15 protein-coding genes are annotated in these 19,107 nt (G+C 71.0%); 12 read left to right on the top strand and 3 right to left on the bottom strand.

Going from position 1 to position 19,107, the window contains the following annotated elements:
- Positions 1-164: 164 nt before the first annotated feature.
- The gene (locus tag AB0M36_RS09180; protein WP_364154723.1) at positions 165-3,320 is read left to right on the top strand and encodes a M50 family metallopeptidase; all 3,156 of its coding nucleotides are present in this window, start codon (positions 165-167) and stop codon (positions 3,318-3,320) included.
- A 262-nt stretch (positions 3,321-3,582) separates the two neighbouring features.
- Complete coding sequence (locus tag AB0M36_RS09175) at positions 3,583-4,323, top strand: hypothetical protein (RefSeq protein ID WP_364154721.1); 741 nt, start codon at positions 3,583-3,585, stop codon at positions 4,321-4,323.
- 11 nt (positions 4,324-4,334) lie between these two features.
- Here the strand turns inward: AB0M36_RS09175 and AB0M36_RS09170 are convergent, their stop codons facing one another.
- Entirely contained in the window at positions 4,335-6,368 is a 2,034-nt protein-coding gene (locus tag AB0M36_RS09170) for an acyl-CoA dehydrogenase (protein WP_364154718.1), read from the bottom strand.
- A gap of 61 nt (positions 6,369-6,429) precedes the next feature.
- On the opposite strand from AB0M36_RS09170, the gene AB0M36_RS09165 reads away from it, so the two are divergent.
- The 8 genes from AB0M36_RS09165 (at position 6,430) to rocD (ending at position 14,554) form a co-directional block, all read left to right on the top strand.
- A complete protein-coding gene (locus tag AB0M36_RS09165; protein WP_364154715.1) occupies positions 6,430-7,089 on the top strand; it encodes a TetR/AcrR family transcriptional regulator in 660 nt (219 codons plus the stop codon).
- 52 nt (positions 7,090-7,141) lie between these two features.
- The gene (locus AB0M36_RS09160) at positions 7,142-8,524 is read left to right on the top strand and encodes a glycosyl hydrolase family 18 protein (protein ID WP_364154712.1); all 1,383 of its coding nucleotides are present in this window, start codon (positions 7,142-7,144) and stop codon (positions 8,522-8,524) included.
- A 124-nt stretch (positions 8,525-8,648) separates the two neighbouring features.
- Positions 8,649-9,494, top strand: a complete 846-nt coding sequence (locus AB0M36_RS09155; RefSeq protein ID WP_364154709.1) for a patatin-like phospholipase family protein — start codon at positions 8,649-8,651, stop codon at positions 9,492-9,494.
- Positions 9,491-10,552 carry a 1-acyl-sn-glycerol-3-phosphate acyltransferase gene (locus AB0M36_RS09150; RefSeq protein WP_364155399.1) on the top strand — a complete coding sequence of 354 codons (1,062 nt, stop codon included), beginning with the start codon at positions 9,491-9,493 and terminating at the stop codon, positions 10,550-10,552. The genes AB0M36_RS09155 and AB0M36_RS09150 overlap by 4 nt, the downstream gene beginning before the upstream one ends.
- Before the next feature lie 135 nt (positions 10,553-10,687).
- Positions 10,688-11,296 carry an ATP-dependent Clp protease proteolytic subunit gene (locus AB0M36_RS09145; protein ID WP_364154706.1) on the top strand — a complete coding sequence of 203 codons (609 nt, stop codon included), beginning with the start codon at positions 10,688-10,690 and terminating at the stop codon, positions 11,294-11,296.
- A gap of 133 nt (positions 11,297-11,429) precedes the next feature.
- Positions 11,430-12,110 (top strand): Yip1 family protein, encoded by a 681-nt coding sequence (locus tag AB0M36_RS09140; protein ID WP_364154704.1) that lies wholly within the window; start codon positions 11,430-11,432, stop codon positions 12,108-12,110.
- A 349-nt stretch (positions 12,111-12,459) separates the two neighbouring features.
- The gene (gene ddaH, locus AB0M36_RS09135; protein WP_364154701.1) at positions 12,460-13,263 is read left to right on the top strand and encodes a dimethylargininase; all 804 of its coding nucleotides are present in this window, start codon (positions 12,460-12,462) and stop codon (positions 13,261-13,263) included.
- Positions 13,264-13,345: 82 nt separating this feature from the next.
- Entirely contained in the window at positions 13,346-14,554 is a 1,209-nt protein-coding gene (gene rocD / locus AB0M36_RS09130) for an ornithine--oxo-acid transaminase (RefSeq protein ID WP_364154698.1), read from the top strand.
- Positions 14,555-14,639: 85 nt separating this feature from the next.
- Here the strand turns inward: rocD and AB0M36_RS09125 are convergent, their stop codons facing one another.
- Both AB0M36_RS09125 and AB0M36_RS09120 read right to left on the bottom strand, forming a co-directional pair.
- The gene (locus tag AB0M36_RS09125; RefSeq protein WP_364154695.1) at positions 14,640-15,785 is read right to left on the bottom strand and encodes an FHA domain-containing protein; all 1,146 of its coding nucleotides are present in this window, start codon (positions 15,783-15,785) and stop codon (positions 14,640-14,642) included.
- 327 nt (positions 15,786-16,112) lie between these two features.
- Positions 16,113-16,406, bottom strand: coding sequence for a 4a-hydroxytetrahydrobiopterin dehydratase (locus AB0M36_RS09120; protein ID WP_364154693.1), 294 nt, complete (start codon positions 16,404-16,406; stop codon positions 16,113-16,115).
- A 112-nt stretch (positions 16,407-16,518) separates the two neighbouring features.
- On the opposite strand from AB0M36_RS09120, the gene AB0M36_RS09115 reads away from it, so the two are divergent.
- Both AB0M36_RS09115 and AB0M36_RS09110 read left to right on the top strand, forming a co-directional pair.
- Positions 16,519-17,319 carry a hypothetical protein gene (locus AB0M36_RS09115; RefSeq protein WP_364154690.1) on the top strand — a complete coding sequence of 267 codons (801 nt, stop codon included), beginning with the start codon at positions 16,519-16,521 and terminating at the stop codon, positions 17,317-17,319.
- An 897-nt stretch (positions 17,320-18,216) separates the two neighbouring features.
- The gene (locus tag AB0M36_RS09110) at positions 18,217-19,095 is read left to right on the top strand and encodes a hypothetical protein (RefSeq protein WP_364154687.1); all 879 of its coding nucleotides are present in this window, start codon (positions 18,217-18,219) and stop codon (positions 19,093-19,095) included.
- Positions 19,096-19,107 lie beyond the last annotated feature (12 nt).

The raw sequence follows: 19,107 nt of genomic DNA, 5'->3' as shown, positions 1-19,107 counted from the left end.
CGGTGGGTGGTCGTGACCAAGGGGGTTGGTCACGGCTACCCACCGCAGTATTTTGTCCACTCTGCGCGCTTATCTAGCGTCGTAGGTCAAATCAGGGGCTCGCGTTAGGCCGGGCAAACCGCCTACTCTCCTATCGCCATAGCAGGAGTGGAAGGCCGAGCCGAGTGACCTACGTCGAAACCCGGATGAGCGTCTGGGAAGCCCTAGCCGGGCGTGCGCCAGGTGAACCGCTCGGTCCCGCCGATCCCGGCCTGTGGGGCGCGGTCGTCGACCGGCTCAACCCGGCGCGCGCCCGGCCCGTGCTGCGCGCGGGGATCGAGGCCGTCGAGCTGATGAGCGTGCGCGGCGCTCCGTACGTCATGCTGCGCTCTCCCGATTACAGCGGTCGCGCCTGCTACCTCCGGCTGACCCCGGAGGAGTGGCAGCTCGCGCAGCTGATGGACGGCACGCACACGGTCGCCCGTCTGGTCGCCGAGTTCGCCCGCATCGCCGGACGGCTCGCGCCCGACCAGGTGCGACGCGTCGTCGCCGACCTGGCCGGCAACCGCATGCTCGACGAGCTTCCGGTGGACGCCTTCCGGCCGTTGCAGGAGCTCGACCGCAAGCCATTGCCGCAGCGGGTCGGTAGCCAGCTGCTCGCGGCCGCGCGCGGGCGCAGGATGCTCGTCGTCGACGTCGACAGGGCCATCACCGCGCTCTACCGCGGCGGCGGCCGGCTGCTCTTCACCAGGGCGGCCGCGATCGTGATGGCGCTGCTCGCGCTGACCGGCATCGCCCTGTTCGTGGCCACGTGGTGGCGGGGAAGCCAGGCGGTCTTCCTGACCGGCGGGTCGTACCTGCTCGGCGCGATCGTCCTGCTGCTGCTCAACGTGCTCGCCCTGGCCAGTCACGAGCTCGGCCACGCCCTCGCGACCAAGCACGCCGGACGGGAGGTGCCCGCCGCCGGTTTCCTGGTCTACTTCGGCATCCCGTCGGTGTTCGTGGACACCACCGACGTGTGGATGGCCGGGCGGCGGGCGCGCATGCTCGTCACCGCGGCCGGCCCCGCGACCGGTCTGGTCCTGGCCGGCTCCATGCAACTCATCGGCCTCGCCGTCCCGGCGTTGGGCCCGCTCGCCTTCAAGCTGGCCTTCGCCTGGTATCTGAACGCGCTGTTCAACCTCAACCCGCTCCTGGCGCTGGACGGCTACTACCTGCTGATGGACTGGCTGGAGATTCCGAACCTGCGCGGGCGAGGTCTCGCCTGGGTGTTCAGCCGGCTGCGCGGGCGCCCGCCGGCGTGGGGCGGGCTGGACAGGGAAGGCCGGCTCGTCGCCCTCTACGGCATCCTCGCGGTGCTGTGGTTGGCGATCGCGGTGAACCTCGCGTACCGAATCTGGGCCGATCGGGTGACGGGCCTCGTCACCGGCCTGTGGCACAGCGGCGTCGGCGGCAAGACGCTGCTCGTCCTGGTCGTGAGCGGGCTCTGCGCGCCGCTGATCCACCTGGCGGCCAAGGCGCTCGCCGGCTGGTGGCGGCGGGCGCGTGTCCGGGCGATCGAGAAGGAACGCGAGGCGGACGCCCCGCGGCGGCTCGCCGCCCTGCGCAACTCCCACCTGGCCGGTCTGAGTGAGGGAGCGCTGGCGGACCTCGCCGCGCACGCCCACTGGCTGCGTCCGCCGTCCGGCACCCCGATGATGCTGGCGGGCGGCGCGCAGCAGGCCGTGTACGTCGTCGTCGACGGTGCGATGCAGGCCCGTAAGCCCGGTGACCCCGGCGGCACGATCCGCCGTCACGTCGGCGCCGGCGGCGTCGTCGGGCTGGCCACCGCGCTCACCGGCCGAGTTCCGTCGCTGGACTGGCACACGGCGGGCACCACGCTGTTGTCCCTGCCGACGGCGACCGTCGCGACCGTCGTCGGACCGCTGCCGGGCCCTCCGCCGGCCGACCGGGCCGAGGCGGAGGCGCTCTTCGCCGACACGCCGGCCCTGGCCTCGCTGGCCGGGGACGAGCGCCTCGCGTTGATCTCCTCGGCGCACCCCGTCGACCTCGAGCCCGGCGCCCCGGTCGTGCTGCCCGGCCCGACCCACGCGGTCGTGGTCGAGTCCGGCGTGATCGCCATGGCGGACGGGGTCGAGCTGCGCCGCGGCACGCTCATCGGCCCGGTCGGGGACGGCAGCCCGGGCGAGGTGGCGCAGGCGCGCACGCCCACCCGGTTGTGGGTCATTCCCGACGCCGCCGAACTCCCGCCGCTGCTGGGAGCCCCCACCCGGATGACCGGGCCGGGGTCGGGCCGCGGCGAGACCGCCAACGGCGTGCACTCCGAAGGCGTCTACCCACCGCTCGCGGTGCCGCCCGGCCCGCCGGACGGCACCGACGACCCCGAGGTGGACCGCCGCTTCGAGCGGCGCATGTGGTGGCTCGTCCTGCTGCTGCTCCTGCTCTCGCTCCTGCTGACCGGCATGAACCTCGCACCGGGCGCGGCCTGGGCCGAGATGCCGACCGACCGGGCCCTGCTCACCTCCGACCGGGGCACGGTGACCGCCACGATCGACGGGCAGACCGTGCGCCTCGCCGAGGGCGACCGCCGCTACGTCCCCCGGGGCGCGGGCGTCAAGGTCTCGGACAAGTCCTCCGGGCGGCTGACCTTCCAGGGCGGCTCGGCGGCCCTGCTCTGCGCGGGTACGCAGGTCGAGGTCGGCGAGCTCATCACCGAATCCGGGCGCACCCGGGTGCCGCACGGCTCGCTCAACGTGCGGGCCGGGCGGGTGCTCGCCGACACGGGCAGTACGAGTGGGGCGTACGAGCCGCTCAGCCTGACCGTGACTCGCACGGGCGTCGGCGACGTCACCAACAACGGCGCGGCGTGGTTCGCGGTCGACCCTGGCTCTGTCAGCGTCGCCACCGGCCGGGTCTACGTCGCCGGCACCCCGGCCATGGCCGACACGACGTCGCTGAGCTGTGGTGACGGTGTCCCGGTGGAGCCACCGGCCGGGTCGCCCAGCCAGACGCCGTCGGACGAGCCGTCCGAGGAGCCGTCCGAGGAGACGCCGAGCCCGACGCCCACGGAGACCACGCCCGTGCCGCAGCCGACGTTCGACCCGATCACGCCGGTGCCACCGGTCCGGCCGCAGCCGACCGAGGACACGACGACGCGGCCCACCGTCCGGCCGCCGACCACCCGGCCCACCGCGCCGCCGACGTCGTCGCGGCCGCCCTCGACTCCGCCGTCGTCTAACCCGCCCTCGAACCCGCCCTCGAACCCGCCGTCGTCGCGGCCGCCCTCGACTCCGCCGTCGTCACCCTCGGACCCCCCGGACCCACCAGACGTGATTGGATGATCTGTGCTCTGTTTCTTTTGCGCTAAGGCGGCGCGTGGCAGTTGCCGGTTCTGTGGACGCGGCGTCTGTGAGGACCACGCCCGGTTCGGTCCGTACCTGCTGCAGGTCAGCCGCTCGGCCAGCCGGGACCGGGCCGAGGCGCTCGTGGTGGAGGACGCGGTGCAGTGCGGCACGTGCCACCCGCGCCCTCAGCCAGTCGCCATGCCAGAACTGGACTGACCGTGGGATGGCCGGGGTGGACAGCGCCGCTTAACTTGGGCACATGAGCGATTTCGACGCCGTGCTCGAGCGGTTGCTCGTCGACCCGGCCTTCCAAGCCCACCTCGCCCGCGACCCGGGTGACGCGCTGGCCGGCTATGCCCTGGACGCCGACGAGGTCGCGTTGCTGCGCCAACAGGTCGCGGCGGACGCGGGGGCCTCGCAGGCCGTGGTCGAGGACCGGGTCAGCAAGTCCAGCACCTTCGGGATCTTCGGTTCCTTCGCCGGCATCGGTGCTCTCACCGACAGCGTCGGATCGCCGGCCGGCCCGCCCGCCGCGGCGGTGCCCGCCGACGGCGTGGCCGGCATCGGTCCGGGCACGCACGGCGCGAGCCCATGGTCGGCTTTCGGTGCGGCGGCCGGCCGGGTCACGGAGGCGGCCGTCGAGCCGCCGTCCGTCGAGGGCTTCGGCGACGCGCCGCGCAGCGGGTTCGGCGCGGGTGACCTGCCGCACGGTCGCGCGCAGGCCGAGGAGCTGCGGGCGCCGAAGGGATACGCCATCCCGGTCGACGCGGACGGCGACGGCCGGGTCGACGAGGCGACCTACCGCGGTCGCGCCGGCGGTGGCGTCGAGATCCTGGTCGACCTCAACGGCGACGGAAAGACCGACTTCGTCGGCGTCGACAAGGACCTCGACCGCCGGGTCGACTACGCCGACTACGACAACAACCATGACGGCACCTTCGAGGAACGCATGTTCGACGACGACGGCGACGGCTGGCTGGACCGCGCGGTCAAGCGGTAACCCGCCCAGCCTCACTGGCCCGGAAGAACCTCCGGGCCGGTGAGAACGTCCTGCGAGGCCCGAATGGGCGCGGCACGCAGTTCGGCGTCGTGGGCGGCCATGGCCTCCTGGCGGTCGGCCTCCTCGCGGAGGATCGCGCAGTTCAGCCACTCGTCCGGGATGCCGAACCCGTCGACCAGCGTGCCCATCGCCGGGCGCAGCTCCTTGAGCAGGTCGTTGACCATGGCGGTGATGGCCTTGGACCGGGTCGGGGTGAGCCGCCCGTGCTCGAGGAACCAACCCTTGTCGGACTCGATGGTGCTCAGCGCGTAGAGGTCGCAGACCCGGGCGAGCAGTTCCTTCGCGGCCGGGTCGGTGGTGCGCTCGACGCCCGCGACCATCGCCTCTAGGGCCACCCGGTCGATGTGCGCGGTGGCGGTCTTCAGCACGTGGTCCTGCACGTCGTTGAAGATGTCGAACGGGCGGTCCTTCTTCGTGGCCGAGCCGCCGCGCAACCGCCGGATCGCGCTCTCCAGCAGGTGCTTCTCCCGGTCCTCGAACATCCGCAGCTGCCAGCCGCGGTCGCTGAGCGCGATCTCCTCGTCGCGGCCGGGCACGGCACTGACCAGCCGCTGGATCAGGGATCGGGCCGCCGTACGCTCCAGCACCACCTCGCGCACCTGGTCGGCGACGAACGTCGCCCGTCCCCAGCCGTCGAGTGAGCCGAACGCGTCCCGGTAGCCGGTGAGCAGGCCCTTGGCGACCAGTTGCAGCAGGACGGTGTTGTCGCCCTCGAAGGTCGTGAAGACGTCGGTGTCGGCCTTCAGCGCCGGCAGCCGGTTCTCCGCCAGATAGCCCGCGCCGCCGCAGGCCTCGCGACAGGCCTGGATGGTCCGGGTGGCATGCCACGTGTGCGCGGCCTTGAGACCGGCCGCCCGGGACTCGAGCTCCCGCTGCCGATGGTCGTCGACCGGACTCGTCGCCGTCTGTACGTCGTGCAGCGCGCCGACCAGCTCCTCCTGAGCGAAGTGCAACGCGTAGGTCCTGGCCAGCGCCGGCAGGAGCTTGCGTTGATGCGCCAGGTAGTCGTTGAGGACGATTTCGCGCTCCGCGCCGGGCTCCGCGAACTGGCGGCGGATGTCGCCGTAGCGGATGGCGATCGTCAGCGCGCTCTTGGTGGCCGAGGAGGCCGCGCCGCCGACGGCGACCCGGCCGCGGACCAGGGCGCCCAGCATGGTGAAGAAGCGGCGGGTGTCGCCCGGGATCGAGCTGGTGTAGGCGCCGTCGGGGGCGACCTGGCCGTAGCGGTCGAGCAGCATCTCCCGGGGGACCGTCACGTGGTCGAAGGTCAGCCGGCCGTTGTCCACACCGAGCAGTCCGGCCTTGGGACCGGCGTCGCCGATGGTCACACCGGGCATCGCGGCACCGTCGCCGTCGCGGATCGGCACCAGCCAGGCGTGGACGCCGTGGTTGTGGCCCTGGGTGATGAGCTGGGCGAAGACCACCGCCATCCGGCCGTCGCGGGCCGCGTTGCCGATGTAGTCCTTGCGGGCCGCCTGGTGCGGGGTGTGCAGGTCGAAGGTCTGCGTCCCGGGGTCGTACGTGCAGGTGGTGCGCAGCTGCTGGACGTCGGAGCCGTGGCCGGTCTCCGTCATGGCGAAGCAGCCCATCAGGTCGGCCGAGATGATGTCGCGCAGGTAGGCGTCGTGATGCCGCCGGGTGCCCAGGGCCACCACCGCGCCGCCGAACAGTCCCCATTGCACGCCGGCCTTCACCATCAGCGACAGGTCGATGTGGGCGAGCATCTCGCCGCCGACCATGGCCGCGCCGGGATCGGCCGCGCCGCCGTACTCGACGGGGAAGGCCGCCGCGATGCCGAGGTCGGCGGGGAGGTCCTTGAGCAGGCGGCTGATCCGGTCGCGGGCCTGCTCGGTGGTTTCGCCGTACACGGGGGCGAACTGGTCGCCGATGCGCGCGCGGGCCGCCTTCCGGACGTGCGCCCAGCGACCGTCGAGCACCTCCCGCAGGCGTTCGGCGTCGATGGGGCCGGGCAGAGATCTGGGCATGCGCTCACGGTACAGGCTGTACCCAGTTTCGGGTACAGGCTGTACCAGATAGAGTTGCCGGATGGGCGAGGCGGGGGCGAAGCGCGACACGATTGCCGCCCGCCGGGAAGCGCGGGCCGGTGACGCGCGAGCCCGCCGACGCCAGGAGATCGTCGATGCCGCCGTGCTGGCCATCGAGGAGTTGGGCTGCGACGCCGGCCTGGGCGCGGTGGCGGATCGCGCCGGCCTGCCGCGTCCCCATGTCTACCGGCACTTCACCGGCAAGGACGACCTCGATCAGGAGGTCGCCAGCTACGCCAGCAGGCTGCTCAGCGCCTGGATCCGTCCGTCCCTGACGGCCCGGGGAACGCCACCGGAGGTGATCCGCGGCGTCATCGGTCGGGTCCTGCGCTGGGCGGTCGACCATCCAAACCTTTACCGCTTCCGCGTACGGTTGCAGCCCGCGCGGGCCGTTCCCGAGCTCACTGACGCCGCGGTGGCCTATCTGCGCGCCGCCGGCTACGACCTGCGCCCGCCCGACCACGTGGTCGCGAGCGTCATCGGGATGGTCGACGCCGGCGTCATCTGGTGGTTCGACCACCGTGACGACCTCGACATCGAGTCGCTGAACGAATGGCTCGCGGCGCAGGTGTGGCTGGTGCTGGCGGACATGCTGGAGCGCATCGGACGCCCCCTCGATCCGTACGCGGAACTCGCGCCGGCCCTGGACAGAATCAGTTAATAGTCCTAATAATTGGCCAACTGTCGATATACCGACGTGGAGGCCATCCCCCATGCGCCGATCCCCGCTCCTCGCCGCGACTCTCCTGCTCGCCACCTCCGGTTTCGTCATCCACCTCGCCTCGTCCGCGAGCGCCGCCGCCGGCTGTGCGCCGGCGTGGAGCGCGAGCGCGGTTTACACCAAGGACATGACCGCTTCGCAGTCCGGCCGTAATTTCACGGCGAAGTGGTGGACCCAGAACGAGAGCCCGGCGACCCACAGTGGTCAGTGGGACGTCTGGGCCGACACCGGGATGTGCGGCGGCACGACCCCACCGACCACGCCACCCACGACCCCGCCCACCACGCCCCCGACCACTCCACCCACGACCCCGCCGACCACACCGCCTACCACCATCCCGCCGACCGGGCTGCCGAAGCACGCGCTCATCGGCTACCTGCACGCCAGCTTCGCCAACGGATCCGGATATCTGCGGATGGCCGACGTGCCGGCCGACTGGGACATCATCAACCTCGCGTTCGGCGAACCGACCTCGGCCACCTCCGGCGACATCCGCTTCGCCCTGTGTCCGGCCACCGAGTGCCCCGGCGTGGAGAGCGAAGCGGAATTCCGCGCCGCCATCGCCGCCAAGCGTGCGGCGGGCAAGAAGGTGCTGCTGTCGATCGGCGGCGCCAACGGCCAGGTGCAGCTCACCACCACGGCCGCCCGCGACGCATTCGTCCACTCGGTGAGCGCCATCATCGACCGGTACGGCCTGGACGGCGTCGACATCGACTTCGAGGGCCACTCGCTGTCGCTGAACGCCGGCGACATCGACTTCAAGAACCCGACCACGCCGGTCATCGTCAATCTCATCGCGGCCCTCAAATCGCTGAAGGCACGGTACGGCGCGGGCTTCGTGCTGACGATGGCGCCGGAAACGTTCTTCGTGCAGCTCGGCTACCAGTACTACGGCTCGGGGCCGTGGGGTGGCCAGGACCCGCGCGCGGGCTCGTACCTGCCGGTCATCCACGCGATGCGCGACGACCTGACGGTGCTGCACGTCCAGGACTACAACAGTGGTCCGATCATGGGCCTGGACGGCCAGTACCACAGCATGGGCGGGGCGGACTTCCACATCGCCATGACGGACATGCTGCTCGCGGGCTTCCCGGTGGCGGGCAACGCCGCCCAGGTCTTCCCGGCCTTGCGTGAGGACCAGGTCGCCTTCGGCGCCCCCTCGTCGGTCAGCGCCGGAAATGGGTACGTGGCGCCGGCGGGCGTACAGCAGGCGGTGAACTGCCTGGTCAAGGGCACCAACTGTGGCGGCTACACGCTTCGCGGCGGCACCAACCCCGCCTTCCGAGGTCTCATGACGTGGTCGATCAACTGGGACAAGTTCTACGGGTGGGAGTTCAGGAATTCCCACGAGCCCTTCCTCAACGGCCTGGGCTGAATGGCTGCGGGACGGCGGTGGTCCGCGTCGATGTCGGACCACCGCCGGGTCCGCGCTGCGATCCAGATCATTCCGGCCGGTGGATATCCGCTTCGGCCGCTTCCGGCGTGGAACGATGGGCAGCATGAGGCCGGTCGCGTTCGTGCTGGGTGGAGGTGGAGTCCTCGGCGCCGTGCAGGTCGGCATGCTGCGGGCGCTCTTCCGCGCCGGCCACCGGCCCGACGTGGTCGTGGGCACGTCGATCGGCGCCGTCAACGGCGCGCTCGTCGCCGCCGACCCCAGCGAGGCGGTCACCGACCGGCTGGTCCGGCTCTGGGCCTCGCCCGAGGCCGCCGAGGTCTACGGGGACTCGATCGCCCGCCAGCTCCGGCGGTTCGCCGCGCGGACGCATCTGCACTCGCCCCTGCCCCTGCGCCGCCTGCTCGGCGCCGAGCTGGGCGAGCAGGCGACCTTCGCCGATCTCAAGGTGCCCTTCCGATGCTGCGCCGCGAGCATCGAGCGGGCCGCCGAGCACTGGTTCGACAGCGGACAGCTCGTCGACGCCGTGCTCGCCTCGTCGGCCGTGCCGGGGCTGCTGCCTCCGATGGAGATCGCCGGTGAGCACTTCGTCGACGGCGGCATCGTCAACTCGATCCCGATCGGCGAGGCGGTGCGGGTCGGGGCGAAACTGATCTTCGTCCTTCAGGTCGGGCGCATCGAGCGGCCGCTGTCCGTGCCCCGACGGCCGTGGGAGGTGGCCCAGGTGGCCTTCGAGATCGCCCGCCGCCACCGCTTCGCCCGCGAGCTTGCCTCGCTGCCCGACGATGTGGAAGTGCACGTCCTACCGACCGGCGGCGGCGACAGCCGCGACGATCTCCCGTGGGCCTACCGCGACATGGCCGCGGCCGGGCGCCGCATCAGCCGCGCCTACACGGCCACCCGGCGCTACCTCGCGGCCAACGTCCTCCCGCCACCGAGCGGCGGCGCCTGATGCTGCCGCCGCCCTGGGTGCGCCGCCTGGTCATCGCGCCGCTGGTGGTCTTCCTGGCGATCTTCCTGCTGACCACGCTGCCCGTCTGGCTCCTGATCGCCGTCGCGGCGTCGCCGCTGGCCCCCGGCCACCTCCGCCTGCCGCGCCTGGCCTTTCTGGCGATCTTCTACCTCGCCTGGGACGCGGCGGCCCTGATCAGCCTCGCGGCCCTCTGGGTGGGATCCGGGTTCGGCTGGAAAATCCGTACGCCCGCCTTCCAGCGTGCCCACTATGTGCTGACCGGTCGATTCCTCCAGGCCCTGTTCTGGGTGGCCAAGTGGTCGCTGCACCTGAGCATCGACGTCGTGGGCACCGACCCCGACACGGGCATGCCCGGCCGCCCGGAGATCGTGGTCAGCCGGCACGCCGGCCCGGGCGACTCGTTCATCCTGATCCACGCCCTCGTCAACTGGTTCGAGCGGGAGCCGCGCATCGTCCTCAAGGCCGCCCTGCAATGGGACCCCGCCGTGGACGTCCTGCTGAACCGCCTGCCCAACAGGTTCATCTCCCCGGGCCGCCCCGGCGCCACCGACCTGGAGAAAGAGGTCGGAGCGCTGGCGAACGGCCTGGACCACAACGACGCGTTCGTCATCTTCCCCGAGGGCGGCAACTTCACCCCGCGCCGCCGCGTGCGGGCCATCGCCCGCCTCCGCGACCGCGGCCTGGAAGACATGGCGGTGCGCGCGGAAGGCCTGCGCAACGTCCTCCCGCCCAAACCGGGAGGCCTGCTCTCGGCGATCGACGCCGCCCCCGACGCCGGCGTCATCTTCGTGGCACACACCGGCCTGGACAAGATGCTGACCGTGGCGGACGTCTGGCGCGAGCTGCCCATGGACAAGCAACTCGTGATGCGCTTCTGGAGCGTGCCGCCGGAGGAGATCCCGGCGGGCGAGGCCGAGCGGATCGCCTGGCTGTACGACTGGTGGGCCCACATCGACGCGTGGATCGACGAGCACGGCCCCCGACCGCACCCGTTGAGTACGGACTGGACGGCCCGCCGCGCCTCCTCGTCCGGCTGACGGCGACAGGTGGGGATCATTCGCCTTTCGCCCTCAGGGGAATCGCTGGGCGTGGCGGTCGTTACCGGGGAAGGTAGGAGAGGTCTGATGCCGGGTGGGTGCGCACCCGCCCGGCTCGTGCGAGAGGGTGGGTCCATGAGTGTTGACGACTTCGTGATGCGGGCGGGTGGCGCATCCTTTGACGACCAGGTCTTCGAGCGGCTGCTCCGAGAGCGCATCATCTTCCTCGGCAGTGAGGTCAACGACGAGGTGACCAACCGCATCTGCGCCCAGATGCTCCTGCTCGCCTCCGCCGACAGCGAGAAGGACATCGCCCTCTACATCAACTCGCCGGGCGGTTCGATCAGCGCGGGCATGGCTGTGTACGACACGATGCAGTACATCAAGAACGACGTGGCGACCATCGCCATGGGCATGGCCGCCTCCATGGGACAGTTCCTGCTCTGCGCCGGCACGCCCGGCAAGCGGTACGCCCTGCCCCACGCCCGGGTGATGATGCACCAGCTCTCCGGCGGCATCGGCGGCACCGCGGCCGACATCGCCATCCAGGCCGAGAGCATGCTGCACATCAAGAAGGTGATGAACGAGCGGATCGCCTTCCACACCGGCCACACCCCCGAGGAGATCAACACCGACTCCGACCGGGACCGCTGGTTCACCGCCCAGGAAGCGAAGGACTACGGCATCGTCGACCACGTCATCGCCAAGGCCGCCGACGTCACGGCGACGACCGCACTGGTCTGACCGTCCCACCCGAACGGGCGCGCGGATGACCGCGCGCCCGTTCGGCATTCACCGCCCGCGCCGGTCCGGTGTGTCTTCGCGGTCCTCGGGGTATAGCCGTGCCTATCCCCGAAGGTTCGAAGGAGGTGCTGACGTGAGGATTCCGACGTTCTCCCGGCAGTCCCATACCGCCACCGAAACCGAACACCGCGCGCCGGTGGCCGCGCGCACCGATACCCCCAAAGACGCACCCACCGGCTCCGGTTCCGACTCCGCTCCGACCGCGACTGGCCGCGCGACCGCCGACCCCGACCGCACTGTCGCGGATCGCGCCGTTCCCGACCACACTGTTCCCGACCACACTGTTCCCGACCGCACCGTTCCCGATCGTTCCGATCGCGACCTTGCCGGCCGCACTCCCACTCCGCGTGGTCCCGGCGAGAGCACCGCTGCCGAACGTCTCGCCGAGCGGGACGACCGGCCCGCCGGACCGCCGGTCGCCGCCGGCCCCAAGCCGCGGGCCAGCCTGCTCGCCACGTTCGCGCTGATCACCGGTGTGGCCGGCGCCCTGCTGGTGCTCTCCGGCCCACTGCTCGGTTACGGCATCGGTGTCGCCGGGCTGGCGCTGGTCCTGGCGATCGCCGGAATCAGGGCTACGGGCAGGCGGCACGTCGCCGGCAAGACCGACGCGCTGATCGGCATGGTGCTGGCCCTGACCGCGATCGTTGTCGGCATTCTGGCCCTCACCGGGTCGCTCTCCTGGTTGGGCACCGACATGCAGCCGGTCAGCGATCTTCGCCAGTGGCTCGACTCACAGTTTGCGACCCGCTTCTGACGGGTATATGACATTCACCGGCGGCGATGCGCCGCCGGTACCCCCTCGGAACCGGGACGGTCATCAGCCGTCCCGCCCCGAAATCATCCGGCGGTGCGCCGGACAGTGCGGAACTACACCGACCGGCGACCACCGTCGATCGGCCCGGAGCGGAACCGCAACGTTTGTGCGGGGGCGGCGGTGCGCCGCCCCCGACGCGTATGCGACGAACCCTTCGGCGACTCCGCGAGCCGCCTTTGAGGCGTGTGCAACGAATCTTCGCGGCCACGGCTGATCACGCAACGATTCGCCGCCGTGCGCAAGACCTATCGGGGGCTTACGCAGGGGCTTCGCGCATAGCGTTTCGGGCATGACGACTGCTGCCCCGCGCCGGTACCTGATGTGCCGGCCCACCCACTTCGCCGTCACGTACCGGATCAATCCGTGGATGGACCCGACGGCGCCGTACGACAGCGCGCTGGCCGTCCGCCAGTGGGAGAACCTGCGGCAGACGTTCCTCGACCTGGGCCACACCGTCGACCTGATCGACCCGCTGCCCGGCCTGCCCGACATGGTCTTCGCCGCCAACGGCGCCACCGTGGTCGACGGCAAGGTGCTCGCCGTGCAGTTCCGCGACGCCGAGCGCGCCGACGAGGCGCCCGCCTACAAGGCGTGGTTCGCCAACGCGGGCTTCGAGGTTTTCGACTCGAAGCACACGAACGAGGGCGAAGGCGACATCTTGCTCGCCGGCGACGTGCTGCTCGCGGGTACGGGCTTCCGCACCTCGCACGCCGCGCACGCGCAGACCCAGGAGGTCTTCGGCCGCCCCGTGATCACGCTTCAGCTGGTCGACCCGGCGTATTACCACCTGGATACCGCTCTCTGCGTGCTCGACGAGCGTAATGTCGCTTACCTGCCGTCCGCGTTCTCGCCGGGTTCCCAGGCGGTGCTTCGCCGCCTGTTCCCGAACGCGGTCATCGCCACCCCGGCCGATGCCGAGGTGCTGGGGCTCAACGCGGTCAGCGACGGCCGTACCGTGGTCCTGCCGGTACAGGCCACCGCGCTGACGGCGGCACTGCAGGCCGCCGGCTACCAGACGGTCGGGGTCGACGTGAGCGAGCTGCGCAAGGCCGGCGGCGGACCGAAGTGCTGCACCCTGGTGGTCCGGTCGTGACTGACTGCACCAAGCCGCTCTCGGCGGCGGCCGGAGCCGGCCGCACCGAGGGCCGGGAAGGCACGGACAACGGAGGAAGACGATGACTGATCTTGATATGCGTACGCCCGGAGCGCTCGCGGACGCCGAGCGTTGGACGGCGCACAACTACCACCCGCTGCCCGTGGTGATCTCCGACGCCGAGGGCGCCTGGGTGACCGACGTCGACGGCAAGCGCTACCTGGACTTCCTCGCCGGCTACTCGGCGCTGAACTTCGGGCACCGGCACCCCGGCCTCATCGCCGCCGCCCACGCGCAGCTCGACCGGCTCACCCTGACCAGCCGCGCGTTCGTGCACGACCAGTTCGCGGAGTTCTGCCAGCGCCTCGCCGCCCTGTGCGACAAGGAACTCGTGCTGCCGATGAACACCGGCGCCGAGGCCGTGGAAACCGGCATCAAGGTCGCGCGCAAGTGGGGCTACCAGGTCAAGGGCGTGCCCGACGGCCAGGCCGAGATCATCGTCGCGGCGGACAACTTCCACGGCCGCACCACGACGATCATCAGCTTCTCGACGGACGCGGACGCGCGCAACGAGTTCGGGCCGTACACCCCGGGCTTCAAAATTGTTCCGTACGGTGACCGCGACGCGCTCGCCGCGGCGATCACCCCGAACACGGTCGCCGTCCTGCTCGAGCCCATCCAGGGTGAGGCCGGCGTTCTGGTCCCGCCCGCGGGCTACTTCGCCGGCGTCCGGGAGCTGTGCACCGAGAACAACGTGCTGTTCATCGCCGACGAGATCCAGTCCGGACTCGGGCGTACGGGTAAGAGCTTCGCGATCGAGCACGAGGGCGTCGTTCCGGACATGTACCTGCTCGGCAAGGCTCTCGGCGGCGGCATCGTGCCCGTCTCCGCGGTCGCGGCGAACAAGGACGTGCTCGGGGTGCTCAAGCCCGGCGAGCACGGCTCCACGTTCGGTGGCAACCCGCTCGCCTGCGCGGTCGGCACGGCGGTGGTCAAGCTCCTGGAGACCGGCGAGTTCCAGCAGCGCTCCGCCGAGCTCGGCGCGCGGCTGCACGAGGGGCTGAACGCCCTGATCGGGCGCGGTGTGCTGGCCGTACGCGGGCGTGGCCTGTGGGCCGGCGTCGACATCGACCCGCAGCTGATGACCGGACGGCAGGCCGTGGAACGGCTCGCGGCCCGCGGCGTGCTCGCCAAGGACACCCACGGTTCGACGATCCGGCTCGCGCCGCCGCTGACGGTGACGGAAGCGGATCTCGACCACGCGCTGGCCCAGCTGGCCGCGATCCTGTGAGAGGGGGCGGTGGGGCGGCGGCCTGATCGGCCGCCGCTCTTCCCGTCGCCTGCGTTCTTTCCGTCGCCTGTCCGACTCCGGGCGCTTACCGCTCGAACTTGCGGATCGCCATGGTGGGCGCGTCGGACATGACCGAGTGCGGCTGAGACACCCCGCCGGAGTTCCACAGCTTGGCGCGGCCCACATAGACGTTCGCGTAGAGCTCCACCACGTCGGTGGGGCCGAGCGCGCGCGTCTCGTCGCGGTTCAGCGTGATGCGCTGGTCGTCGTCGAAGGAGCCGTTCGGGCGGATGCCCGTCCCGTTGGTGCTGACGTCCTGGGCGCTCAGCTCGCCGCTGCGCAGCGCCAGCCGGACATGCCCCCGGCTGATCCACTTGCGGGCGTCGTCGGTCAACCACTGCCCGAGCATCACCCCGCCACCCTCGGGCGCCCGCCCCACCACGACCGGGTTCTCGGTCGAGACCACGAAGCGCTTGCGGACGATGCCGTCGATGCGTACGGAAAGAACCTCGACGGCCGGACGCGGACCCGCGTCGCGCAACCGCGTGCCGTGCCGGGGGCAGGTCGGCACGCCGGACCGCAACGCCGGCGGCGCCTGCGCGACCGGGCTCGTCGTCTTGCGCATGTCGGCGAACGGGCTGTCCGGGTCGCCGCCGGAACCGTACGCGCTGCAGTTGGACTCGGGGCAGCCCCAGACACGGGAGAGCAGCTTGCGCCCCATCGGAGACGGCTCGGCGACGGCCGGCACCTCACCCCGCCCGACCCGCGCGACCAACACCGGACCGCCCGCCCCGGGAACGGCGGCGAGCAGGCGTCCGGGCTCGTCCACCCAGCCGCGGCTATCCCGGAACTGCTCGCCCCGGCCACGCGTGAGCACGGGCAGCCCCAGCAGTTCGGCGACTTCGAACACCCGGTCGTCCACCTGCGGCACGACCTCGACCACGCCGTCATCGGCCCAGCGGCGCACGACCATGCGCTCGTTCGAGGTGAGGTCGGCGTCGGATAGCAGGCCCCGGGGCACCACCGCGTAGACCGGCACGTTCTCCTCGGCGACATGCCGGCCGAGCGCGTCGATGACCAGGCCGAGCCGCAACATGCTGGCCGGGCGTCCGCCGTCGAGATCCGCGTAGCGGACGATCTCCGACAGATCGACCACGGCCCGCGCGAGAGCGGGATCGGTGGTGAGGCGCGCCTCGATGGCATCGAGGACCTTGCTGACCTCGAATCTCACGTGGCCTCCCGGATGGGTACGCGTGCGGCTGCCCGGCCATCATGCCGTCTGGAAGCGCGCAGCGGCGAATCAGGGTGGTGTGGTCCGTGCCGGTTTGTAGCGCGAAGACGCCTCGTGCCGCACTTACCCAGCGCCCTGCGTGGCCTCTCTGGCGCTTGCTGCTTGCTTCCCGAGCGGCGCTTGCTGCTTGCTTCCCGAGCGGCGCTTGCTGCTTGCTTCCCGAGCGGCGCTTCCCGCTTACTCCTCGGGCGTCGCTTCCCGCGCTGCGACGCGCGGGGCCTTACTCGCGAGGCGACAATTACTGTCTTGCGAGGCGTTGGTTCCTGTTTACGAGGCGTCGGCGAGGATTCGGTCGATGCGGTTGGCCAGGGCGATGTCCCGGGTCGTCACGCCGCCGACCGAGTGGGTGCTGCAGCGGAAGGTCAGCGTGCGCCAGCGGATGTCGATGTCGGGGTGGTGGTCCATCTCTTCGGCAATCTTCGCCACCCGGTCAACGACCGCGATCGCGGCGGGGAAACTTCGCAGGCCCACGGTTCGGACGATCGCGTCGGTGCTGCCCTCCCAGCCGTCGAGGACGGCCACGGCGTTGCGTACCGAATCGGCATCGAGCAGGTCACCCATTCCCTGAGCTTAGTCGCCGGGCGCCCCTGCCCGGTGCTGAGCGGGGCCGAGAATGTCGCACGTCTTCGCTACGGTGAGCGCCGACAGGATGCAGTTCACGGGAGGAAACCTGATGAGGAATCGACGGCTGGCGATCGTGGTCGTAGCGGTGGGAGTGGCGCTCGGCCTGACCGGCTGCGGGCCCGAGGACAGCGCCAAGACCCCGGCCGGCGCGGCCGGCACGAGCACGGCGGCCGCCCCGGCGGCCGAACAGCTCGACCCGGCGGCCGACCTGGCCGCCGCCGGCAAGAAGCTCGTCGACCAGAGCATGAAGTTCGACCTGGAAATGTCCGGTCAGATGAGCATGACCGGCGTGACAGACCCGAAGGCGCGCCTCAGCTCGGCGTCGACGACCCTGACCGCACTCGGCGCTGAAAAGATCGAGATGCGCATGGTCAAGAACGACCTCTACCTGAAGCTCGGCTCGATCAGCAAGATGCTCGGCGGCAGTGGCGGCGGCGCCAAGGCGTGGATGCACGTCGATGCCACCAAGCTGAGCGAGGGCAGCAACTTCAACCTCAGCCCGAACGGCGACGACCCGGCCGGCACCCAGGCGATGATGTCGGCCCTCAACAACGTCGAGCGCGTCGGCGACACCGGCTTCAAGGGCACCCTCGACCTCACGAAGTCCCCACGCTTCAAGAAGAGCGCCGCCGGCCTGGGCGACAAGCTGAACAGAATCCCCTTCACGGCCAAGAAGGACGCCGAGGGCCGCCTCATCGAACTGACTCTCGACATGAGCAGCCTCGGCGCGGGCGCCGGCAAGATGAAGACCACCTACCACGACTTCGGCACCCCGGTCTCCGTCAAGGCCCCGCCGGCGTCCGAGGTGCAGGAGATGCCGAGCCAGCTCACCGGGATCCTGAACGCCTGACCTACCGGGGCCCGCGTGGCGGGTGCTTGGGTTGAGCAACGACTGATGGCCGGGTGGGGACGACCCCTACCCGGCCATCGGCCACCCCGCCAGCTGTCGCTTCCGCCGGCAGTCCCTTCCGCCCCGCTGGCCGGCCCTGCCCGCTGTCCTGCCCGCTGTCCTGCTCGCTGTCCTGCTCGCTGTCCTGCTCGCTGTCCTGCTCGCTGTCCTGCTCGCCGTCTTGCTCGCCGTCCTGCCCGCCGCCTCGCCAGCGGGTCCCGTCAGCGGTCCCGCCGGCCGTCTTTAGTTGGCCGTCCTCCCGTTGCTGGTCCGCGCGTGAGCGCCTTGCGTGGGCGGCCGCAATTCGACCGTCCCTGCGGTTAGCGGTCGCCGCGTGGGGCGTCTTGCGTTGGCCGGGCCGCGAGTCGGCCGTGCCTCCGGTTAGCCGTCGCTCTCTGTGGCCTTCGGCTAGAGGCCCGTCTTCTCATCGGCGGTCCGCGTGGATGAGGGCTCCGCAGGCCGCTCGCAGGTAGGCAATCCGTGAGCCCGGATCTCCCGTTAGGCGGGTTCTCCCGTGAGCTGATCCTGTCGTGAGCTGGTCCTCTCGTTGCTGGTCCTCTCGTTGCCGGTCCTCGCGCTGGCGGTCCTCGCGCTGGCGGTCCTCGCGTGGGGCGTCTCCCGTTGGCCTTTCGCTAGTGAGCCGTTCCTTCCCGGGGGTCGTCCGTAGGTGGGTCGTCCGTAGGTGGGTCGTCCGTAGGTGGGTCGGCTGCTGTGGGCGTTCGCTGGTCGGTCGTCCGTCGGTGGGCTGTCTATTCCGGTGGTCGTCCGCACGTGGGTCGTCGCCTGGAGGCGGTCGCTGGGACGTCGTTCGCAGGTGGGCCGTTTGGGGGAGGGGGCGGTTGAGGTGGTGACTGTTTGGTGGGGCAGCGGATCGGGCATGGGGTGAGCCCCGTCACGACGGTGATGACGGGTGCAGGGAGGAATGACATGCGGACCGCTCGTGCAACTGGGCTGGGCCTGGCTTCGCTGGCCGCGGTGGCTCTCGCCGTGGGCGGCTGCACCGCCGACGGGGCTGCGACCCCGGGCGCCAGCACCCCTGTCGGAAGTGTTCCCGGTGCGTCGGCAAGCGCGGGCGTGGCCGATCCCGCTGCCGCCGCCGCGCTGGCCGCCGCCACGGCAAAGCTGGGCACCACGAGTTTCAAGGTGGACATGAATTCTGGGCCGGGTCTGAAGCTGACCGGGCTCATGGACGCCCCGCAGGGCGTCGGCACCGCGACGTTGACCGCCGCTGGGCCGAACACCGAGGTCGAGGTCAAGACGCTGCTTGTGCAGCAGGACCTTTACATCCAGGTTCCCGGCATCACCAAGGCTGGCACCTGGACCCATGTGGACGTCTCCCGGCTGCCCGACGGTGCCAACGTCGGGTTGCGGCCCGGGCAGATCGATCCGGCCAACACCGCGCAGTTGCTAAGCGCCACCACCGATGTGCAGCAGGTTGATTCGCGCAGCTATCGGGGGACGCTCGACCTGACCAAGGCCGCCGGGGTTGCCGGAGTCGACCAGAAGATGATCAGTGCGTGGGGTGCTCAGGCTCAGAACGTGCCGTTCACCGCTGGCCTGGACGAGCAGGGTCGGCTCTCTGCTCTGACGATCCAGCTTCCGGCCGTGAACGGGCAGCAGGCGCAGCCGCTCGAAGTGCTGTATTCCGACTACGGCACCACGGTGAAGGCGCAGCGGCCGGCGGCCTCGCAGATCACCGAGGCGCCGGACAGCCTCTACACCAGCCTGGGCGGCTGAACGAGCCGCCTC

This window comes from Actinoplanes sp. NPDC051346 (assembly GCF_040682215.1).
In the GTDB taxonomy this organism is placed as follows: Bacteria; Actinomycetota; Actinomycetes; order Mycobacteriales; family Micromonosporaceae; genus Actinoplanes.
The sequence above is the reverse complement of the archived record's forward strand: the minus strand, read 5'-3'. Positions and strand labels throughout refer to the sequence as shown.